This window comes from Methanomassiliicoccales archaeon (genome assembly GCA_038740345.1).
Classification (GTDB): Archaea; Thermoplasmatota; Thermoplasmata; order Methanomassiliicoccales; family UBA472; genus JAJRAN01.
Map to the genome: position 1 here is coordinate 17,731 of JAVYMA010000002.1, position 20,726 is coordinate 38,456.

General features: G+C 49.6%; 21 protein-coding genes and 1 tRNA gene. 9 read left to right on the forward strand and 13 right to left on the reverse strand.

Annotated features, from left to right (window positions below; translation table 11 throughout):
• Positions 1–86: 86 nt before the first annotated feature.
• From QW520_00955 to QW520_00980, 6 genes are all read right to left on the reverse strand, one after another.
• Complete coding sequence (locus QW520_00955) at positions 87–425, reverse strand: MGMT family protein (protein ID MEM0448378.1); 339 nt, start codon at positions 423–425, stop codon at positions 87–89.
• 62 nt (positions 426–487) lie between these two features.
• On the reverse strand, positions 488–2,161 hold the full coding sequence (locus QW520_00960; protein ID MEM0448379.1) for a type II/IV secretion system ATPase subunit: 1,674 nt from the start codon (positions 2,159–2,161) through the stop codon (positions 488–490).
• A 4-nt stretch (positions 2,162–2,165) separates the two neighbouring features.
• Positions 2,166–3,080 carry a type II secretion system F family protein gene (locus QW520_00965; protein MEM0448380.1) on the reverse strand — a complete coding sequence of 305 codons (915 nt, stop codon included), beginning with the start codon at positions 3,078–3,080 and terminating at the stop codon, positions 2,166–2,168.
• Positions 3,081–3,089: 9 nt separating this feature from the next.
• Entirely contained in the window at positions 3,090–4,130 is a 1,041-nt protein-coding gene (locus QW520_00970) for a type II secretion system F family protein (GenBank protein ID MEM0448381.1), read from the reverse strand.
• Complete coding sequence (locus QW520_00975; GenBank protein MEM0448382.1) at positions 4,120–5,871, reverse strand: type II/IV secretion system ATPase subunit; 1,752 nt, start codon at positions 5,869–5,871, stop codon at positions 4,120–4,122. Before QW520_00975 ends, QW520_00970 begins: the two co-directional genes overlap by 11 nt.
• A gap of 15 nt (positions 5,872–5,886) precedes the next feature.
• The gene (locus QW520_00980; protein MEM0448383.1) at positions 5,887–6,813 is read right to left on the reverse strand and encodes a hypothetical protein; all 927 of its coding nucleotides are present in this window, start codon (positions 6,811–6,813) and stop codon (positions 5,887–5,889) included.
• Positions 6,814–7,066: 253 nt separating this feature from the next.
• On the opposite strand from QW520_00980, the gene QW520_00985 reads away from it, so the two are divergent.
• Both QW520_00985 and QW520_00990 read left to right on the forward strand, forming a co-directional pair.
• Positions 7,067–7,139: transfer RNA gene (locus QW520_00985), tRNA-Phe, on the forward strand.
• An 80-nt stretch (positions 7,140–7,219) separates the two neighbouring features.
• On the forward strand, positions 7,220–7,648 hold the full coding sequence (locus QW520_00990; GenBank protein MEM0448384.1) for a hypothetical protein: 429 nt from the start codon (positions 7,220–7,222) through the stop codon (positions 7,646–7,648).
• A 49-nt stretch (positions 7,649–7,697) separates the two neighbouring features.
• On the opposite strand, the gene QW520_00995 is transcribed toward QW520_00990, so the two are convergent.
• Positions 7,698–9,641, reverse strand: a complete 1,944-nt coding sequence (locus QW520_00995; GenBank protein MEM0448385.1) for an ATPase domain-containing protein — start codon at positions 9,639–9,641, stop codon at positions 7,698–7,700.
• A gap of 257 nt (positions 9,642–9,898) precedes the next feature.
• On the opposite strand from QW520_00995, the gene QW520_01000 reads away from it, so the two are divergent.
• The 4 genes from QW520_01000 (at position 9,899) to QW520_01015 (ending at position 12,018) form a co-directional block, all read left to right on the forward strand.
• Positions 9,899–10,078 carry a hypothetical protein gene (locus QW520_01000; protein ID MEM0448386.1) on the forward strand — a complete coding sequence of 60 codons (180 nt, stop codon included), beginning with the start codon at positions 9,899–9,901 and terminating at the stop codon, positions 10,076–10,078.
• Positions 10,079–10,153: 75 nt separating this feature from the next.
• The gene (locus QW520_01005; GenBank protein MEM0448387.1) at positions 10,154–11,215 is read left to right on the forward strand and encodes a deoxyhypusine synthase family protein; all 1,062 of its coding nucleotides are present in this window, start codon (positions 10,154–10,156) and stop codon (positions 11,213–11,215) included.
• A 52-nt stretch (positions 11,216–11,267) separates the two neighbouring features.
• Positions 11,268–11,858 carry a DUF531 family protein gene (locus QW520_01010; GenBank protein ID MEM0448388.1) on the forward strand — a complete coding sequence of 197 codons (591 nt, stop codon included), beginning with the start codon at positions 11,268–11,270 and terminating at the stop codon, positions 11,856–11,858.
• Positions 11,851–12,018: a hypothetical protein gene (locus QW520_01015; GenBank protein ID MEM0448389.1), complete on the forward strand. Its 168-nt coding sequence runs from the start codon at positions 11,851–11,853 to the stop codon at positions 12,016–12,018. Before QW520_01010 ends, QW520_01015 begins: the two co-directional genes overlap by 8 nt.
• A 517-nt stretch (positions 12,019–12,535) precedes the next feature.
• Here the strand turns inward: QW520_01015 and purM are convergent.
• Genes purM through QW520_01030 form a run of 3 tightly spaced genes read right to left on the reverse strand, consistent with a single transcriptional unit; the run spans position 12,536 to position 14,117 of the window.
• Positions 12,536–13,561 (reverse strand): phosphoribosylformylglycinamidine cyclo-ligase, encoded by a 1,026-nt coding sequence (gene purM / locus QW520_01020; GenBank protein MEM0448390.1) that lies wholly within the window; start codon positions 13,559–13,561, stop codon positions 12,536–12,538.
• Positions 13,562–13,605: 44 nt separating this feature from the next.
• A complete protein-coding gene (locus tag QW520_01025; GenBank protein ID MEM0448391.1) occupies positions 13,606–13,902 on the reverse strand; it encodes a DUF2769 domain-containing protein in 297 nt (98 codons plus the stop codon).
• A complete protein-coding gene (locus tag QW520_01030) occupies positions 13,899–14,117 on the reverse strand; it encodes a hypothetical protein (protein ID MEM0448392.1) in 219 nt (72 codons plus the stop codon). The genes QW520_01025 and QW520_01030 overlap by 4 nt, the downstream gene beginning before the upstream one ends.
• A 115-nt stretch (positions 14,118–14,232) precedes the next feature.
• On the opposite strand from QW520_01030, the gene QW520_01035 reads away from it, so the two are divergent.
• The 3 genes from QW520_01035 (at position 14,233) to QW520_01045 (ending at position 15,804) form a co-directional block, all read left to right on the forward strand.
• Complete coding sequence (locus QW520_01035) at positions 14,233–14,853, forward strand: RlmE family RNA methyltransferase (protein MEM0448393.1); 621 nt, start codon at positions 14,233–14,235, stop codon at positions 14,851–14,853.
• A 62-nt stretch (positions 14,854–14,915) separates the two neighbouring features.
• Complete coding sequence (locus QW520_01040; protein MEM0448394.1) at positions 14,916–15,164, forward strand: hypothetical protein; 249 nt, start codon at positions 14,916–14,918, stop codon at positions 15,162–15,164.
• 13 nt (positions 15,165–15,177) lie between these two features.
• Positions 15,178–15,804, forward strand: a complete 627-nt coding sequence (locus QW520_01045) for a fumarylacetoacetate hydrolase family protein (protein MEM0448395.1) — start codon at positions 15,178–15,180, stop codon at positions 15,802–15,804.
• Between the two features lie 6 nt (positions 15,805–15,810).
• On the opposite strand, the gene QW520_01050 is transcribed toward QW520_01045, so the two are convergent.
• The 3 genes from QW520_01050 to QW520_01060 all read right to left on the reverse strand — a co-directional run bounded on the left by QW520_01050 (position 15,811) and on the right by QW520_01060 (position 20,666).
• Positions 15,811–18,552 carry a DEAD/DEAH box helicase gene (locus tag QW520_01050; protein ID MEM0448396.1) on the reverse strand — a complete coding sequence of 914 codons (2,742 nt, stop codon included), beginning with the start codon at positions 18,550–18,552 and terminating at the stop codon, positions 15,811–15,813.
• A 250-nt stretch (positions 18,553–18,802) separates the two neighbouring features.
• Positions 18,803–19,969, reverse strand: coding sequence for a (Fe-S)-binding protein (locus QW520_01055; protein MEM0448397.1), 1,167 nt, complete (start codon positions 19,967–19,969; stop codon positions 18,803–18,805).
• Positions 19,970–20,138: 169 nt separating this feature from the next.
• Positions 20,139–20,666: a ferritin family protein gene (locus tag QW520_01060; GenBank protein MEM0448398.1), complete on the reverse strand. Its 528-nt coding sequence runs from the start codon at positions 20,664–20,666 to the stop codon at positions 20,139–20,141.
• Positions 20,667–20,726: the final 60 nt, after the last annotated feature.

Genomic DNA, 20,726 nt, shown 5'->3' on the forward strand with positions numbered 1-20,726 from the left:
TTACCTTTTAATATCGATCTTATTTGTTTCTTTTCAAGATCTTCAGAGACCAATGAAGGTTTAGAATTTTTTTTAGAAATCGGTCATCATTCACATTTGAAATCATCGAAAAACAAGACCTTGAAGTTAATCACCTTGTTTTCTTGGACCTCAACTCCCTCCAAAGCTAGTAGCGAAGCCTTGATCTTAATTTTTTCTGGATCCGAGCCATGATAGCCACCTAATCTTCCATCCGACATCACTACTCTGTGGCAAGGAAAGTATGGTGAATAAGGATTAGATCTTAATATGGCGCCTACCAACCTGTAAGCTCGCCCTAATCCTGATGCTTTGGCCAGAGCGCCATAGGTAGTCACCCTTCCTTGGGGGACTTGGCTAAGGAGCTCGTAGACTCTCTTGGCTTTTTGCGTGGTCTCTATTCTCATATGTTCTTGCATCGTGCGTTCGCTTTTTGAAGACAAACTTTCCTTGGATAGGATAAATTATTTTAAGGGAGTTCTTGCATCTTCTCCCGAATCTCCTTGGCAACACGTTCTGGATCCTTATAATAGCCGGAGATGACTTTTGCCACCTGGCGATAATTATCGAATCCAGCCTTCTTCATGTATTCTAATATGTCCACTCGCCGTTTGATCTCTCGCTCCATCTCCCTCGGCGACCAATTCCGTATGGTACGAACTTTCTCATAAACATAAGAATGACCTGAATAGTTGAAGGTGTCATCCGCTGGGTTCCAGGTGTAAACAGAATTGGTTATCAGCTCTCCTGTCTCAGGGTCCATGCCGACGATTTCCGTGAGCGATTTCACGCGTCTGGTCATCTTCGTTCCCACCTTCACTTGCGCTTGCAGCAAAACGATGTCTAGGGCGGTCATGAGTGCGCGCGGGAGATTGATGGGGTCATTCTCCATTCTATGGACCATGGCCTGCACATCCTCAGCATGGAAGGTGGAATAAGCAGTCTTTCCTGTGGCCATGGCTTGGAATACCACATAGGCCTCTTTACCTCTGACCTCCCCTACCATCAGATACTGGGGCCTTTGGCGAAGGGCAGCAGTAAGCAGCTCGAACATATCAATCGTGCCAGCAGAAGAGGATTTCCTACCCCCGAACCCCTCTCTGGTGAGTGAAGGTATCCAGTTCTCATGGGGAAGGTTCAGTTCTCGAGTATCCTCTATGCTGACGATCTTCATTTGGGGAGGGATGAACAGAAGGACAGCGTTTAGGGTGGTGGTCTTACCTGAAGCCGTACCTCCACAGACCAGCATGGAGCTGCCGTATTCTGTGGCCGTCCAGAGATAAGCCATCATATCCGTGCTCATGGTCTTGAACTTGAGCAGGTCGATGGGGGTAAAGGGGTTCTCTTTGAATCGTCGGATGGTGAAGCTCGATCCTCTCTTGGTCACATGCTTACCAAGTGTGGCATTCAATCTAGATCCATCCGGTATGGTGGCGTCCAACAGTGGATCTGCCACCGAGATGTGCTTGCCACACTTCTGCGCTAACCAGACCACATAAGAGTCTAGGTCCAGCTCGTTTTCGAACTTGACATTAGAGCGTATAGATCCATATTTCCTATGGAATATGTAAAGGGGGATGCCGACACCATCACAGGAACAATCCTCCACGTTCGGGTCAATCATCATAACGTCGATGACCCCATAGCCTATGAAATCGCGGCGAAGGTAATAGAAGATCCTTTCTTTCGAAATTGGGTTGAGATTGATATTCATGCTTCGCATGAGCTGGTCGGTAGCCTCCCGCAATATCGACTCCTTCCCCTTCACATCCTCACTCTGAGCCAAATTCAACGTCATTACCAGTGCTTGCTTTAAAATGGTAAGAAGCTCTTTCTCGTCTTCTGTCAGTTGTGGCTCTATCACCTCATACGTGTATTCAGAACTTACATTGTCATAGAGGATTCTCACATAAGTGTAAGGAGGAGTAATCTGAGCCACTTCCACTTCTTCCACATTAGGATCCTCGATATGGGGGATCTCGGTTATAGACAACGACTCTCCTGTAGAGGTCTTTGCAGGCATGCGCACCCTGATAGGGCGATTCCTGATGCGGAGCAAGAGTTTCTGATAGCCAGATAGAAGGTCCACTCCACCACGTTCCTGAACTGCTCTTGCCCCTTGCTCTTCGCTGCTTGCCGCCATCTTCTCAGCCTCCGATTACTCTGGTACCTATCAGCCCTATCAGCAGCATTATGAAGCTGTGCCTCATCCCATTCGCGATCCTTCCGTCTTGGAGCACTCCTGCAAGAATGCCGTCCCCAAAGGCATGTATGACTACCGAAACGATGAAGATCAATTGTATGGTTGGGATTACTTCCGTTTGTATGCTCACAGGTAGCGACGATGCCCCTCCAGTTTGCGCCATGCCGGTAGTGATGGAGGTACCTGCCTCCACCATCTTAGGCAGGAAGGTAACATTGAGAATGAAAATGGTGGCAATGAATACGATGAAGGAAACGTAAATCACGACCGTGTAGGTAGCCATGGCAATGCGTCTCTCGTCCTCGGAGAGCATGACTTCTCTGGCGTCATGCGCTACCATGGTCAGGACATCAGCCACATTTCCCCCCGCATCGTTGGCCTTGATGATTATAGACATCATACGGTTGGTCAAAGGTGTGTTGACTCGCTCTGCGAAAAGTCGCATTGCCTCCGCGGCCGGTACCCCCCAATCGATTTGCGCCGCCATTCTCCTTATCTCTGGCGTCAGGCCTCCATACCTTCCACGCGATGATACCTTCACGGCTTCAGCGAGCGTCATGCCGAATCTGCCAGCTTCGGCCACATCGCGCAGGAAATCAGGTAGACGGGACTCTATCTCCTTTATCTTCTTATGTTTATAAGTGGCATAGAAACCATAAGGGCCGCATATGGCCATTAGACCAATGGCAACGTAATCGATCCAAAGGAGTCCTGTTTGCAATCCGCCTATGGCGTCCAAGGCTCCAATTAAGAAGAAAACTGCGCCTACTGCCAAGCCACCATAGAGAAGCAGCTTGGAATAGTCCTTTTTCCTCTTGGTCAATTCCCGCATGTCTAATATCTCTTCCTTCTTTGCCATGGCACCACCTTACATGGAAGACTCCTTGGTCGAGTTCCAGATGAAGAAAATGAAACCGAACTGCGAGATCGGCACCATCAAGAGCACCACCATCCAGAGAAGCATCACAGTGAAACTGGCGCTCCCCCCTCCTCCAGGGACTATAGCCATGATAGCCATGATGACGATTAGGAACAAGGGAAATGCTACCACCACCGTGACGAACGACTCTGCCATTAGCCCTAGTGTTTCCAGCTGAGAGCGCATTTCAAGCTTTGCCTCTTTCTCGAACTGTTCCGCCTTCTGCAGGAAATAAGGTTTCAATTGCCCTCCTGATGTTGAAGTCGTCACCACTCCTTGTAGGAATTCTTGGAACTTAGAGGACGGAGTCCTCTGCGCGGCTTTACTTATGGCAGTAAGTATGTCTATGCCGAGCAGCTCCGTGTCTCTGGTTATCCATTCAGCTTCGTTCTTTATCTCCCCATAGATATCCTGTCGCGAGAGCTCTTTGAAAATGACGTCAACGTTAACATCAGCTGAAGCCATGGCAGATATAAAGCTCATGGCGGCTCCGATCCTTTTGTCGATATCTCTAGCTCGAGCCTTCGCTTTGCTCCCTGGGCTAGAGATCAGGATCATATACGTCATCAGGGGAGGCAACATCACAATCATCACAGAGAATATGAGAACGAAGGCTGCATCAATCCCTAGCAAAGCTACGAATGTAGCCCCTAGGGTTATGGCAATCACAGCAGCAATCATGCCTACTAATATGGTCGTCATCCAAACATAGGCCATATATTCTTCAGGGCGCATACGCATGTGCGCCTGTAGGAGTGAAAGCTCGAGTTTAGGATTGGGCTTGGCTCTCATCTTCACCATTCTGCCTAGCGTGCGCCAGCAAAATTGCTGGTATTTTGTTAGCTTAACATATTCTGGCACGGCACCCTCTGGCAGCTTGATTAGATGAGGTCCGAAGTGTAAAGGCTCCTCCTCTGAAGTCTTGGTTTTCAAATAGCGCTTTTTGGACGATTCCAATCGAGCAAAAATATCAGAGACTTCAGGCGCCAACTTTTAAACCCCCCTCTTGCATTTCCTTGCGCACGCGCTCTATCGTTTTGTCTGGCTCTTTATAATATTGGTTTATCAGAGACCAGATCTTCCTATGGTCGGTCATGTCCTTGAATACCATATAGCGCACGATGTCTACCCTGCGTTCGAACTCGGCCATCATCTGCTCATGGGTCAAGGACTTCATCTCCATTATCTTGTCAAAAAGGAAAGAGTGGCCTTTGTAAAGGAACTTGTCCGTGGCCTGGTCCCATTCATATACGGTGTTGGTGATGAGCTCATTGGTCTCTGGCTCGAATCCTACTATTTCTATGACTTGCTTAATCCTTCTAGCAAGTTCAGTACCTACTCTAACATGGGTTTGTATGATCACGTTGCGTAGCGCTGTCAGCAATATCCTAGGACAGTTAATTGGAGGGTTTTCAAGTCTGTTGACCATGCTCTTCACGGAATCAGCGTGCATGGTAGAATAGGTGGTATGTCCGGTGGCCATGGCTTGGAACATGATGTAAGTCTCTTTGCCGCGAACCTCTCCCACTATGATGTAGTTCGGCCTTTGCCTCAGGGCAGCCCTTACCAGATCATACATGTCTATCTCTCCCGCGGCCTTGCCTCCTACATCCTTCTCCCCCACTCCAGTTCGCGTGGTACCGGGAATCCAGTTCTCATGGGGAAGGTTAATCTCTCTGGTATCCTCCATGGTGACGATCTTCGCCCCTGGTGGGATGAACAAGGCTATGGAGTTTAGCGTGGCCGTCTTGCCTGAGGCCGTGCCTCCCGCTATAATCGCAGATTCGCCATGCTCCACAGCTATCCAGAAATAAGCTACCATTTCCGGGCTTGCCGTCCCGAATTTTATGAGGTCAACGGGTGTAAAAGGCTTCTCCTTGAAGCGGCGGATGGTAAAAGTTCCTCCGCGAGTGGTTACTTCTCGAGAATATGTGGCTTGAACACGATGTCCTTCTGGCGTGGTACCGTCTAATATGGGATTGGACACAGAGATCTGTTTTCCACACCTTTGTGCCAGGGCTACAACGAAGGAATTAAGGGAATCCTCATCCGCGAATTTCAATTGGGTGCGTATACTCTCGTATTTACGATGGAATAGGAATAGCGGTACGCCCACGCCATCGCAAGAAATGTCTTCCACATTCTCATCGCGCATAAGAGGATCGATTGGTCCGTAACCCACGAAATCTCTTATGATGTAATAACCAATCTTTTTCCTGGTGATCTGGTCCACACGCATCCCGCGCGTTTCGAAGAAGGAGTCCACCGCCTCTCGCAAGTATTTGTCCTTGTCCAATTGGGTAAGCTTCTCCCATTCATACCCTAAGGTACGCTCTAGAGTATCCTTTACTAGCTTCAGCAGCTTCTCCTCTTCCTCGCTCAGCTTAGGCTCGATGGTTTCCAGCAGGTACTCTGAGTTCTCATTGTTGAAAGTGACTCTAATGTAGCTGAAAGGTTCATTCACAGGGTAGATGTCCGCCAGTTCTATGTTGGGGTTCTCGATCTTAGGTATCTCCGTGATTACCGAACCTTTTCCCTTAGACCAATCAATTCTCTCTTGGATTTTTCCTGCTGGTAATCGTACCATGGCCCCTTTCCTAGGCGATAGGCGAAGTAGGAACTTGTAATAGGAATCCCGAAGCTTGTTGGATTTGACCTTGTCCTCCTCTTGCGCTGAACCAGTCTCTACCTGACTCGCACCTCCGACCATGTCCTTCTTTAAGTTTTTCATATGCACACCTTCGCCTCAAGACATCTGCAGCGCCACCTGAACTACGGCCCGACTCAAAGAGAAATTACCCGCTCCTAATATTTTCAAGGTGACATTGTTGGAGGATTTGGAAAGTTGGTAGTCGCTGTTCTCTGCCATATTCTGGATATTCTCGATATAGGATTGGAGATAGCTATACCAAGCATCTGCATTCAAAGTCTTGAATTCAAAAACGACTGCACCATCGATCTGATAGGCCTGAGAATCGAAATGAATCAAATCTATATTCAGGCCTGCACTTGAGGTCCCGGCCACACTGCCATTACGCCCGATAAAATCCACTTGAGTGAAGCTTATCTCCACCTTAGAGGTGGCTAAAGGTTTGTCCAGGTTGAAGCTGGGAAATGCGCGAACGGTCTGACCATCCTCTTGACGAATCAATATGGCACCATTCTCATACGTCACCCACTGTTGGACATAATAGCGATTAGGGGCGTAGAACATTATCATACCACCCCCTAATTGATCGTAAAGTATGCTTGACGTGCCTATGGTATAATTGAATTTGATCCTAAGGCTGCTTTCTCCAATGGTGAAAGGGCTATAACTGAGAACACCAGCAGTAGGAGCTGCGAATACGGGTATGCCATCAGCCCCCAGATCCACGGGCTGATACATATTCAGATCGCTCATCCCAGAGATCCGTGCCCCAAGACTGAGCATGTCCACCTTGCTCTTCAACTCCCCAAATTGGTTGACCACAGTGTTCATGTGGTTCCTCTCATTATCTATCATCCAGACTGGTATGTATGAATTAGTAAAAAGGGTAAGAAAGGTTAAGAACACGAGAAGAGCCATTATGGTACCGACCGTCGATGCCACTCCTCTTTCATCACGATCCCGCTTTAAAAAGCGGCTTACATCCGTATTTTTCCATATATTTCGCTTGGGGCGCTCGAGCATACCTTGACCAGTCCCCCAACCAGCCTGGGATAATTGACGTTTTAAAGAATATATAAACGTACTGCTGCCAGTATCATCTGGGAGGGGGTAAATATAAATTTATTGCAAGGATAAAGGGCGATTTGCCGGAATCGAGTAAGTCTTTCTAAAGTGACTAAGTATCGCTTCGCCTAGGTCTCCTAGCTCGTGATGTACTCGCGGTCGATCTCATGCAATAAATTTAATACAGTCCTTCCCTTTTCACGATAGGCCCGCCGCAGTAACTCAGCTGGGAGAGTGCAAGACTGAAGATCTTGAAGTCGCTGGTTCAAGTCCGGCCTGCGGCACTTTTCCTTTTCTCTTAAGGTTGCTGAAAAATTCCACAAAATACTATTATTGAGCTGAACTATGAAGGGGAGGCATAATCATGCAGGTCAGGAATTTCGAGATCTCAGTAATCGAAGCCAAGAGGTTCTCTAAGGCGGGAGAGAAGGTGACTAACATAAGAATAGATCACAATAGCGCCGTAACCCAGATCTCAAGAGGTCCGGATGGGACGGCGTTGGTGGATTACCGCTTTACATCCAATTACGCAGGCCTGGGCTTCATCAAGATTGAAGGTCAACTAGTCCTCCAAGGAGATGTGGAGCCATTGTTGGATGAATGGACCAAGAAAGGCTCAATGCCTCCTGAGTGGGCTAATCTGGTGCATAACACCGTGGTCCCTAATTGCATACCCACGGCCCTATTGGTAGCCAGGGATATCCGTCTCCCTCCGCCCGTGCCCATGCCCCACATCAACATCCAACAGCCGCAGCTTGCCAAGCGACCAAGTCCCAGTCCAGAGATAACCTAATTTCCGCCTTAGGTTCTACAGGACAGTTGGTGCAGTTCTAATTCTAGCATCACCTTATGTGGTCCAGGGAGAAGGATCCAATGCTCAGGCCGTGCTTTCCCACGGTGTATCTGATGTAGGAGCGCGATTGCACCTCACATATGCCTTGCACGGAGAAATAGGTCTTCAGCTGGTCGAGCTTGAAGTCCACCATTCCATCCATGATCGATCCCAACATTTGTATTTCTTGCTCGCCGTGCATGCCCTTCTCTATTACATACATGCTTACCGCACCATCTCTCTTCCTGCGTCCACAGAAAGGATTGAGGAAGCGGAAAGCGGTGTTAGGATCAGAGTAGGCGATCAAAGTGGATACTGAGCGGAAGGCAAGACGATAATATTTGTGCTTCTCCTTGAATTCCTTGGCAACCTTATCCGTGGCTTCCATTATTCGGTCATGGTCAGTCGGTTCATCGATGTATATAGCATATGGATCCTCAGTCGTCTCTCCCATGCTGCGTGAGTAGGAGTCGATATACCTGACCAGCCCAAGGCGCTCATATTCCTCATAGCCAGATATTATCGGTCTCATCTCTTCCCGGATATCCTTCGGGGTCTTATCGGTGATCACCCAGATGCACGGTACACCTTTCTTCAGACCTTCAGCTATGAATTGGTTGATCATTATCTCCTTGCCGATGAAAGGAGGCCCGTGGATAAGCACATTAGAGCCGAATGGAATCCCGCCCAATAACAGATCGTCGAAGCGAGAGTTGCCTGTCTTTACCTTGGCTACGGTATATTCAATAGCCCTTTCCTCCTCGCGACGACGAATTTCGTCTTCTATGATTCCTTGTTCGCGAAGGCGCAACTCCTCCATTTTGGCGTTAAGGAACTTCTCTTTGGCGATTAGCTCCTCCTCTTTGCGCTGCACTTCCGCCTTTAGCTCCTCCAATCTCTTCTTCAATTCCAATTCGTCAATATTTGTGCTCTCGCGCTTGGCCTCGTCCAATTTTCGTCGCTCGCTGGCCATGAGTTTTTCGCGATACTCGAGATCCTCTTCGCGACGCAGCAGCTCTTGTTCCTTATAACCCACTACTTCCTTGATCTTGCGCAGCTCATCATCCCGCTCACGCAATTCTATTTTGAGCCTGGCAATCTCCTCCTCCATGAGCATCATGCGCTTCTCTTTGAGCTGTATCTCCCGCAGTTTCTGCTCCATCTCCTTAGCGGCCTGTGATGTGTCCATCTTGGCGAATTTGAGCTCGTCTTCCTTCTGTTGCTCCTCCAGGCTCTTGCGCTTCAATTCTTCCGCCAAGTACTCGACCTTAGCCTTATAGTCCTTCTCCTTCTCTCTAAACTCCATCTCTTTCTGGCGCAGCTCCGCTTGGAACCGCTCCTCCAACTCAGAAACGGAGGCCACGTCCACAGAATCCAGATACCCCTCCTCACGACCAATCTTGCGCGATTTCGCCTGGAGCAAAGCCTCCCTTTCTGCTAGCTCCATCTGCTTCTTTATTAACTCTTTCTGATCCTGGGGGAGGGTTGACATGGCATTCTCGAACTCTCGCCTCATAATAAGATTGGCCTGTTTCTCCTTCTCCAATTCAACTCGAAGATTTTGGTTGGCCTCCACGATTTGCTTTACCCTCAGCAACAACTCCTTTGGGCCCATATCTATTAAGGACTCCATGGAATAGCCATCCCCCAAAGCCTCCACTATTATGGCCCTCAAATCGTTCATGCATGCATCATCAATTAGCAAATGCTCTCCCTGTTCTATGGTTGATTCCGCACTAGAGGTGGAATGGGGGATCACTTCGGAGTTCTCAATGGGCTCCGATTCGCTGAGCCAAGAAAGAAGGTTGTCCTCCTCGCCTGTAAGCCATCGGCGAAGCTCCTCGGTTTTGTCAGCGTTCGCCCCGTCGGTAAGGGGTTCCGTCGAACCTAATTTCTCTGGCTCTGCAACCATTGGCTCATTTCTCAGCTGCGCGGCCTTCTTGGTTGTTCCCAACCCTCTTCACTCCTGATTATATTAACTACTTCGTTTCGCACACTCACCCAGACCATATTAATATATTTCGTTATGAATAGCATATTTGATTTTCCAGCTGGATGTAGCGTTATTTGCAGGATTGATATTCAACCCCTTCAGGTCACAGGTATGAATTTCAGTGATACCTGCTTTTTAGGGGCTTTTTGCCAGCACAAAAAAAGATTATATATCGTGGTAACCTCCTTACTAAGGGAACGGTCCATCGGAGGTACTGGATGACAGAGACGAAGGTTCATGTCAAGATCAGCAAGGATGGAGACATGACCCTAAGGGAAGTTTTGCGTAAGATACAGGAGATTCAGGAGGAGAACCCAGACCTAGATGTATTCTTCGATGGGGATATGTATGCCATATGCTCTAGACCACGTAAGCCAGAGGAGAGAAGAAGAAATTAAAAAGGGTAAGAGGGGCTCGTGGTGAGAGGGACAAAGTGGAAATACTAGGTTTCGATACATCTCTCGGTTGACTCCATGGTCAAAAGATCTGATGTGTTGAAGGAGAAGGTCAAAGCCATCGATTTCGATAAGATCACAACGGTCGCGGACCTGGTCGAGGCTTATAAAGATAGCTCCATACAAAGTAGGGCTCTTGCCACCTGTGCTATAGTTTACGAGAAAGCACTTTCAGATAAAAGCCGACCTACAATTATTCTCGGTCTAGCTGGCCCCCTCGTCGCCGCCGGCTTGAGAAAAGTCATCGCGGACATGGTCAAATTCGGCATCGTGGATGCCATTGTGAGCATTGGCGCCATTCCTTATCAGGACTTCTATCAAGCGCGCGGCTATCATCATTGGAAGACATCCCCGCGCACGGACGACTTGGCTTTGAGGGAATTGTTCATCGATCGCATTTATGACACCTTGGTGGACGAGAACAAGTTCCGCGAAACAGACGCCTATATAGGAAAGATCGCGGGAGAATTGGAACCGAGAGCATACTCCAGCCGCGAATTCATGTCCATCTTGGGCCAGGAATGCGAGAAGGATAAGGCATCGATCCTGGGCAACGCCTACAAATACGGCGTTCCCATATTTGTCCCTGCTCTCAATGACAGCTCCATCGGCATTGGACTGACAGGGCTGTACGTGGAAAGGCGGAGGGCCGGTAAGGACTTCATGCGCATCGACCCCATACGTGACAACTGGGAGCTAACGCAATTGAAGATACATGCGGACAAGACCGCCGTCATTTACATCGGTGGAGGAGTGCCGAAGAACTACATCCAACAAACAGAGGTCATTTGCGAGACGCTGGGTTATGATAAAGGAGGACACCACTACGCTATTCAGATTACTCAAGATACACCCCAATGGGGAGGGCTATCGGGCTGCACCTTCGAAGAGGCACAGTCTTGGGGCAAGATAAATCGGGATGCGGAAAAATCTGTGGCCTATGTGGAAGCGTCTATCGGCCTGAGCCTTCTTGTGGGTTATATCCTTCAGAAAAAGTTGTGGAAAGGACGGAAGCGTTTAAGCTACGAGTGGGACGGAGATATGCTGAAGTCAGTAAAGCAAGTTCCGCTGGGACTCTAATTACTACCTGAATGAGCCCCAAAATTAGTACCCTATGCCCCAAAGAGGAGAGATGACGCGCAAAAGAGGTAGAGCTACCATCGGGCTATGGAATTCATATGACCCCAATAATTTTCGGGAAGCTCACCGGCGCATACTCGCTCGCGCAGGCCCTCTAGCCTTGGCCTATGAGATGAATCTTGCCACCTTCGGATTCCCCTTCCCGAAAGAATTGAACACTCCCCAAGAAATGGCAGATTGGATTGCTACCACAACGAGTATAGGAGAGGATGGTTCTTATCTTAAGGAGCTGGCAAAAAAAGGTCGATTCCAGAGCTTTTCCTACTTCAGCAGAGGCTCGCCTCCCCAGCTAGGAGAGCTCGTTTTGACTACTTGTGAACCAGACTCGGCTAAGGCAAGGATAGTTGATGACATAGTAGATCTGCTCGCTTCAGGGACGAGCATTTGCCTTATTTTCGGCACAGGACCGAAGGGGGTGCCTAGGGATTTGCGTGAGCTGGTATCAAATCATCTTGACATCACCTTCGGTGGGCATTCCTTAGAGACATGCACCGCTCTGGGGGCAGTAGCAGCCGTAATCGCGCATAAAATGCGAGACCGATTTCTTCTGACAGAGTTACGCTCTGGAGACTTACATGTTTGAAGCGTTCGGTCGCACCGCCAATAAGAAGGATTCGACTGGCGAGAATTCAAAAAGGCTCAGCTTTGTTAACAACATATTCCCTTCCAATTTTATGCCAGGCATTAACATCCTCTCTCCTACATTCTTGACCCTCGGCTCATTCATATGCCTAATCATCTGAACTCTTCTGAAGGGCGTCGGAGCGAGCTCCAAGAGACCTGAAGGGGACACGCAATCGATTAACCCATTTTATTTGTTATCACTTCGAGCACAATTAATCACGATTAACTCATGCCCCTTTCTGTGAAGATATCGCAAACAAGTCACGCGGTAAATCAGGTCGGGCCCTTTTATTCAAGCATATAATCTTTGTATTTTCCTCTACAAATGCCAAATCGCCTAGGCCTTCGCCAAATTCAGGAATCACAACTCCATTCTCCCCTCTTTCCAATTTTTCGTAGCAAGGGCGTCGCCACGTCTCACTGAAATGTGACATCAAGGCTCTGCCTGATAGCTCTGCTGAGCATAATTCACATAAAAGTTAAGGATCAAGCATTTATGCTTCCCCTGGCGAAACATCCATGAGTATAATTCGCCATAAATCTCCAATAACCTCCAGTGATGATTGAGATAGGTAAAAGTAAAACGATTTTGAACCTCAACCAAGATAAAAGCCCTTCTTGCCCATCAAATCATATTCAATAAGAATGATATTCTAGGTCCAGAGGAGAACAGACGACTCCTTGGCCCTCCTCAACGCTCCCCACGATCTTGGCTCCTTTCCCTAATAGTTGCAAAGCTTCCTTAGAATCATTCTCTCTGAGCACTACCGCGAATCCCATACCCATATTGAAGGTCTGATACATCTCCTTATCTTCGATGTCCCCAAGCTCTTGTAGAAGTTGGAATATGGGTTGAGGTCTTAGCGGTCTGGAGATGGTGAAGCGAACGCCTTTTTTCAAGCGAACGAAATTGCGCAGACCCCCTCCGGTGATATCCACCATGCCTGTAGGGTGCACCACTTCGAGCATTCTTAGCACCTTTCGGACATAGATAGCGGTAGGCTGCAATAACTCCTCACCCACCGTTCTTTTCAACTCAGGCGGGCGCTCATGCAGAGGTACCTGACTTCTCTCCAACACCTTTCTTGCCAATGTAAGGCCATTAGAATGTACGCCCGAAGATGGCAAGCCGATTATGACATCTCCCACCTTGACTTCAGCACCAGTCACTATCTTATCCTTTGGGACGAATCCGAGGCAGCTGCCCGATAGGTCCACTCCTTGAACTATCTCAGGTAGCACTGCTATCTCTCCACCAACAATTTCACAGTTGGACAATCTGGCACCCTTTTCCAGCCCCATTCCGATGGCCTCGGTTATTACAGGATCAGGCCTATCCATGGCGATATAGTCAACGAAGGCCAAAGGCTCAGCTCCGACGCAGATGGTGTCATTAACGTTCATGGCGATGCAGTCGATCCCTACCGTATCCCACTTTCGCATGGCCTGGGCTACCAATAGCTTTGTGCCCACCCCATCTGTGCAGAGGGTTAGCGCCACATCGCCAAAGTCGATGAGGGAGGTGAATTGGCCCTTGACCTCCATCATTGTGCCTCGGCCACCGCGTCTATGTCTCAGCTGTTTTATCAAGGAAGATATAGCTTTCGATTTCGCCTCAATGTCCACTCCGGCTTTGGCGTATGTCATCCGTTCCTCGCTCATCCGAATCGCCTAAGTAATCAGACATGATGGAAATAATCTTCTGCCTAGGATCTCTTTATCTCAGGGCCTTTGAGGCAATGATAATCTTCCTTGAGAGAGAGTTCTAGATGGACAGGGCAGTCATGGCAAAGGCAGCCCAGCCGCTTGTCTATGCACATGGGGCTGCGCGAGGCCACACAATAAAGGCGCTCCGCGCTCTTCTTAGCGCACTCGTTGTGCGTCGGGCAATTGTAGCATTGACAAATATCCATTCTGGATAATATCCAGGCGGTGAACTCCTCATCGGGCATCCTCTCGAGGTTCCTTTTACTCGCCCCCCCTGGCCTTGGGCTACCTCTCATCCTCTCACCTTATGGATTTGATTCTCCTTTGAATATTTCAAATGATGCAAGAAAATAATACCAAATTTGTCCATTTCCTCGTTTACGAATCCTCGGCTAGCCACCTCATCCGTCCTTATGAAATTCGTTCCGATACGGTATTCTACCTCGCTTTCGACTCCTTGGGGGAATATGAATTCATGTCTAGCATCATGCGATGGGGGGAAGACATCCAATCCTTTTCTTCCATCCTTAATACAATTTTACAGACTTTTTATTGACCTCTGATTCCTTTTTTTAGTGTTCAACATCGTGGACAAAGCTTTATTCCTGTGATCGGATGGGTAACTCATGTCAAAGCGCTGGCTAGCAGAGCGCAAGAAAGATCCATATTATAAGGCGGCAAAGAAAATGGATTACCGTAGCCGAGCCTCCTTCAAGCTTATGCAGATTGATGACAAGTTCAGGATTCTCAAGCCTGGATATACCGTGGCCGATTTGGGGGCGGCTCCAGGTGGATGGCTCCAGGTAGCGGTGCAGCGGGTGGGCAAAAATGGAAAGGTAGTGGGCGTGGATCTTCAACCGATAGAGCCGCTTGATGGCGCCGTGACCATACAGGGTGACATGCGTAAGGAGGAAACAGTCTCAAACGTTCTAGAAACAATAGGTGGGAAGGCCGACGTTGTGCTTTCTGATATGAGCCCCAACATCTCGGGCAATTACAGCATGGACCACGCTCGCTCGGTGGATCTTTGCGAGCATGCGCTTAAGTTCGCGGTCGAGGTGCTCAAGCCGGGAGGGACGCTGGTGATGAAGGTGTTCGAGGGTGACATGATGCAAGATCTCATGAGGAAGGTAAAATCAGTTTTCAATGAAGTCAGGCTGTATGGGCCCGAGGCTTCGAGGGCGAGCAGCTCGGAGATCTATATCATCGCCCGAGGATTCCGAGCGAAAGAGGAGAGAGGGCTGTAATTTCGTATCATGCAAGCTAGACTTCGAAAAGGTTTATTGCATATATTTGCATGCATGAATCGATGCTGACCTACATCACGGTAATATTCAGCTCGGAAGGAGCCAAGCCCTCCAAGGTTTTCGACGCCTTGAACAACATGGGGTTCAAGCCCACAACAGGCAACTATGATGCCGTCTACACTTGGGACAAGAAGGCCACTTTAGAGGACGCTATTTTCTTGGCGGACAAAGTGGTGATGTCTCTCAAGGGAATGGGGGTCCTGGTGAAGCTGGAGACCGTGGGCAATAACGAAGATAAGCATGAGGATTGAACCGAGAAGCTCCATGCGTCCGGGAAAGATCGTCTGTGTAGGACAAAACTATCATGCCCATATAAGAGAGCTGAACTCGGAAATACCACAGGAGCCAGTGCTATTCCTCAAGCCCTCTTCGGCCTTGGTGGGTGATGGCGACGACATACTCATCCCGAGAGGTTTGGGCAGGGTGGACTACGAAGGGGAGCTGGCGGCGATCATCGGCAGAAGAGCCAGTCGGGTAAGCGCAGATGAAGCGTTGCAATACGTGGACTCCTTAGCCGCTTTCAACGATGTGACTGCCAGGGATGTGCAATCTCGCGCCCGGAAGGCAGGTCTGCCCTGGTCATTGGCCAAAGGAATAGACACCTTCGCGCCTCTGTCTGCACCATTCCCTTTGAAAAAGGTACCTGATGTCAAGGCGCTAACTGTAGAGACACGCCTGAATGGAGAACTGAGGCAGAGAGGTCGAGTGGCGGACATGATATTTTCATTGGAGGAATTGATCGCGTTCATCTCTAGCTATATGACTTTGGAAAAAGGGGATGTCGTGGCCACTGGGACTCCAGAGGGTGTAGGTCCTCTCAGGGACGGAGACGTGGTGGAAGTCACCATTCCCGGTGTGGCCAGGGTGAGGAATAGGGTTAAATCGATCTAGATCAGCTCAGTCCCAGAACCTCTTAGTGCGAGCGTAATTGACCTCCGCCATGAGGATGTCGCGCAGGAAATCGTCCTCCTCCTCGTGAAAGCCGCTCAAAATGCGAGCCGCTGCATCAGGGCCAACTCCCCTCGCGGCCAGGCAAAGCAGCGCCTTTGATCCATTGCCATTTACCAGGCTAGCGTTTTTGTACATGCGCTTCACTTCCGCCGCCTCATCTTCCGTCAAGGGCCGTTTGGATAGCAGCTTGACATGGTCCTTATTATAAGCGCGGAGAGCGGCTACCATCTTCCCTCCGCAGCGTTGGCAGAATATCTTATCGGGAGAATCCTTGACTTTGATCTTCCATTGCGCCTGACATTTGAGACAGGTAAGGAATAGCTGTTCCTCCTCTAGACGTTTCTTTAAAGCCATTAGAATGGAATGATCTGCGCGCTGAGGGGCAATTAGCTCTTTAGAATGCTCCAACCCGGCACGACCTATAGGCGTCAGGGAGGTTACTTCGATGCGAATCCTACCCTCCTGTAGCCATCGCATAATGCGCATCGTCCCCTCCAAGTCCAAATCCTCCCATAGCACGCGGTTCACGGCCTCCTCGAACATCGGGGTACCTTCATACGCCTCAAAAAGGCGATTGAAATTGATGGATTGATAGTCTGCATCCTTCTCCACCGCCCCGAACTTCTTAGCCACATAAACGAATCTCCAGCGCAGGAAAGAGGAATTCTTCATCACCATGCGCATGAGGGCTTCCACGTTTTCAGCCTTAATGGATAAAAGCGTATCAAGGATGGTAGCCGCACGCACATCCCGGGGAAGTTCCAGAACGATGCGATAGGGGTCAGTATGGGTGGCCACGGCCTCTCCCAGTCTAGCGGTCAAGAGCACTGATAACAGCTTTGAGAGGGTCTCATTTACTTTTGATCCGAAACAACAGTTAAGGATGGCGAGCTTCTTTCCCATTTCTAGCGTGAGCAGCTCGTCCGTAGGAACTTTGCCCACTGACTTCTGCTCTTCCAAGTAACGACGCAATTTGCCAAGCGCTTCCTCGTCGCCGGGATAGTTATGATAGTCCTGCAGGCGCCGTAAACGTCCTACTTCCATAGCCACATTGAAAGGCACAGGGATATCCTCGCCAACCCAGGAGGGTATTGAGCCTATCTCCTTAACTTGCTCCACTAGCAGCTCATCCTCCTTTATCTCGATAATGCGCCAGGAACGCCCCCTGGTGATAAACGTGGCATAAGGCTCAGCAAAGGAGATAACGAATGACTCATCCAACTGCCCTACTATCTTCCTGGTGGAGAGATCGCGTATGCGAAAGCTCTTTTCATCAGGTATCATAGAGAGGTTGTTATAGAAATAGCGCATGCCTCTGTTGGAACGTCGATATTCCTCGTTATTGATGAAGACCAGCCCTATGGAGCCTAATTGCTGGAGCACCGCTTCGAACTTCTCCCTGGTTAATGAATGAAAGGGATAGGCTCGAACTATTACGCGATAAGCATCGTCCCGGCGCACAGGACCAGACATGGCCATGGCCACCAATTGATTGGCCAGTACGGTGAGGGGGTTTTGCCTAACCCTCAGAGGCTCTAACTCTTCCTTGGCCGCTTTGCGCGCGATCACTAGCGATTCAGCCACCTCATCAGGGGTAGAGGCCACGACAGCGCCCTCGGATTTAACCCCCACCCTATGACCGGCTCTTCCCATCCTTTGTATTAGCCTGGCCACTTGGCGCGGGGAATTGTACTGGATGGCGAAGTCTGCGCTGCCTATGTCTATCCCCAGCTCAAGCGATGAGGTGCAGATCAGCCCTTTCAATCTCTCCTGCTTGAAAGCCTCCTCCATCTCTATGCGCGTCTCTTTGGATAGGGAGCCGTGATGAACACCGATGGGAAAAGTCTCGTCCCACACGTGGAAGCGTGCCGCTAGGGCCTCGGCGGTGTCTCTTGTATTAACGAAAAGGAGGGTGGATCGATGCGATTCAATTATGTCCTTGCAGCGCCTCATGCAAGCCACTAGTTGGGGATCACTCTGCAGCATCCCTGCTAGCTCCATATCCTCATCCTGCACCGTTGGGCTCTGTATTTCCACCGTCATGTCCTTAGCCACGCTTGCCTTCACTATGGTTACCTTTCTCCCCTTTCCAGCCAGATATCTAGCCACCTCTTCCACGCTTCCTATGGTAGCGGACAGGCCCACCCTCTGGAACTCACCTGACTCCTCCACAAGGCGCTCCATTGCCACCGCCAATTGCGCACCGCGCTCGTCCTCCGCCAACTCATGTATCTCGTCGATCACGAAGAAACGAACATTGGAGAGATGTTCTCTCAACCTCTTGCCTACGAACAATATTTGCAACGTCTCGGGCGTGGTTATAAGGATGTCAGGGGCTTTTCGAGACTGCCTGCTCCTTTCGCATTGAGGTGTGTCACCGTGTCTAACGGCCACGTCCAAACCTAAGGCGGTTCCGAAATCTTCCAGCCTGCGCAGCAGATCTCTGTTAAGAGCCCGCAAAGGGGTAACATAGATGCACCTTACTCCCTTGCCGCTGTAACTGAGCAAGCGGTGAAATATGGGAAGCATGGCGGCCTCGGTCTTTCCTATGCCCGTGGGAGCGACTAGAAGAACATTCTCTCCTTTGAGGATATGGGGTATAGCTTGACGCTGAGGGCCAGTGGGCTCGTGGATGTCCCTTTGCTTGAGCAGGATGCGGATACGCTCATCAAGAAGTTCGAAGACCATTCATCGCATCCAGAGTTTTGCGGTACATTAACCTATCGGGTCGATCTAAGCACATAGCGCAATGATTTCACCATTCCATGCAAAAACATTATTCTGACCACATCAATAAATTAAGAGGATATCTTGGTGAAACATTCGAGATGAACTCTCAGCAGCACATAACCTCTCAAGGAAACGGAAGCCCTGAACCGCATTCTCGTTGTTACGTCTCGCTATCCACGAAATTAAATCCTTTCAACGCCCACCAGTCTCAAGAGGGAGAGGTCGCTTGCGCCAAAAGCTCTGCAAGGTCTACCACCTTGATGTTAGAGCCAATCTGCTTCGCCCCTTGTTGGAGATTGAGTACGCAGAAGGGGCATGTAGTAACTATCATCTCTGCCCCCGTCTCCAATGCCTCCTGCACTCGCTTGGCAGCGATATTCACGGCATAATCGTTGAATTGCGACTTGAACCCTCCACCTGCCCCACAACAATGCGAGCCCATTCGGTTGTAACGCATCTCCACCAGCTCGATGCCGGGCACGGCCTTTATGACCTCCCGCGGCGCCTCGAAGACTCCTGCATGACGACCTAGATGGCAGGGATCATGGTAGGTGACCTTAGCTTTGATCTCCTTGGTGAACTTAACCTTCTTCTCCTTGATGAGCTTGAGGGCATACTGGGAGAAATGATAGACTTCAAAAGAGGGTCTGGAATAGAATCTCTTGTAGTCATGCAGGGTCGTTTTATAGCAACCGGCGCAAGCAGTGACCATAGCCTTGGCCCCCATGCGCTCAGTCTGGCGCACATTGTTCTCGGCCGCTTCCCTGGTAGCCTTGATTTGCCCCGTTCTTAGCATGGGCGAGGTGCAACACATCTCATTCTCTCCCATGATATTCTGTTTCACGCCGCAGCGGTCCATGAAGATCACCGCAGCCTGGGATATGCGTTGCATCCTGTAGGAGGCGGTACAACCGGCAAAGAAGCATATGTCCGGGTTCAAAGATTCCCTTTTTATGCTAGCGGGGAACCAGTCCCCCCGTTTGCTTGGAGGCTCACGGTAAGGGTTTTTATTGGCCAATATACTCTCGCCCAGCTTTTTATGAGCTGGAAGTGGGCCTTTCCCCTGTTCGACCACCCATTCTCTGACCTTCTCCCAGAACTCGGCGAACTCGATCTCGACATGGCATACTTGCCAACAGGCCGCACATCCAGTGCATTTGTATAACGCCTCAACGAACTCCTGATCGATCTCCACCTTTCGCCCAAGTAGCTTGTCTAAAGGCGTCTTGTTCTGCAGCTGCTTAAGATAATACAGCTTTCCACGGGGGCTGTTGGATTCCCATGGCTCCTGTGCGTATGTATCGCACACGCGAACGCAATAGCCACATTGGAGACAGGCCGACAACTCTCTGTTGATGTTCGGCAACCTTGCCATGCCACGCACCTCAAACCATTACCGCTTCAGCCGGCTGTATATGAATGCCCGCAGGGACCGGGGCAGGATTACTCTAGGCATGAAACCTAGGTATTTAGTTTTATTGACAGCCTACTGGTAACTCTTGACCTAGTGAAATTAACGCCTTTAATTAATCTTTACGGAAATATCATCCTTCAAGGATAGGCCCATATCCATACCAAGCCCCTTCAAGCTTGAGCATATGCAGGTTCTCCTCCAGAATTTCTTTATGTCTACGCTCCCATTTGACAAGCTCTTCTAAGGTAGCTCTGGTCCCATCATCCAAGCTCATTTTTAGCGCGTCTTGGTACATACGTATGGAGTTTTCCTCCACCTCAATCCCTTTCTGCAGGGCAGCGATCTCATCGCTGAGCGTCATGCATGAGCCCTTGGGCTTAACGAAGACCTTCTCCGGCAGTATCTTTAGGTATTCATCTATGGTCTCTACCTTGGTAGGATCGAGCCCCTTGGAGGCGCGCGCCATCTGGTCCGTGAGGATGCGCAAGTGCTCCCCTTCATCGTTTCCCAGGCCCCTTAACAGTGCCGAGCCCCTCTTGTCCTTTACGCACTGGCTCAACTCAGAATAAAAGCGAATGCCAAACTCTTCGATGGCCATGGCGGTCTTGAGCACGGCCGCGCTCAGCTCTCTCTGCTCCATTCCCTCCCACGCCTTCATCCTTTCTCACTAGATATCCGCGTGTATATTAACACGATGGCATCCTCTTGGGATTATTGC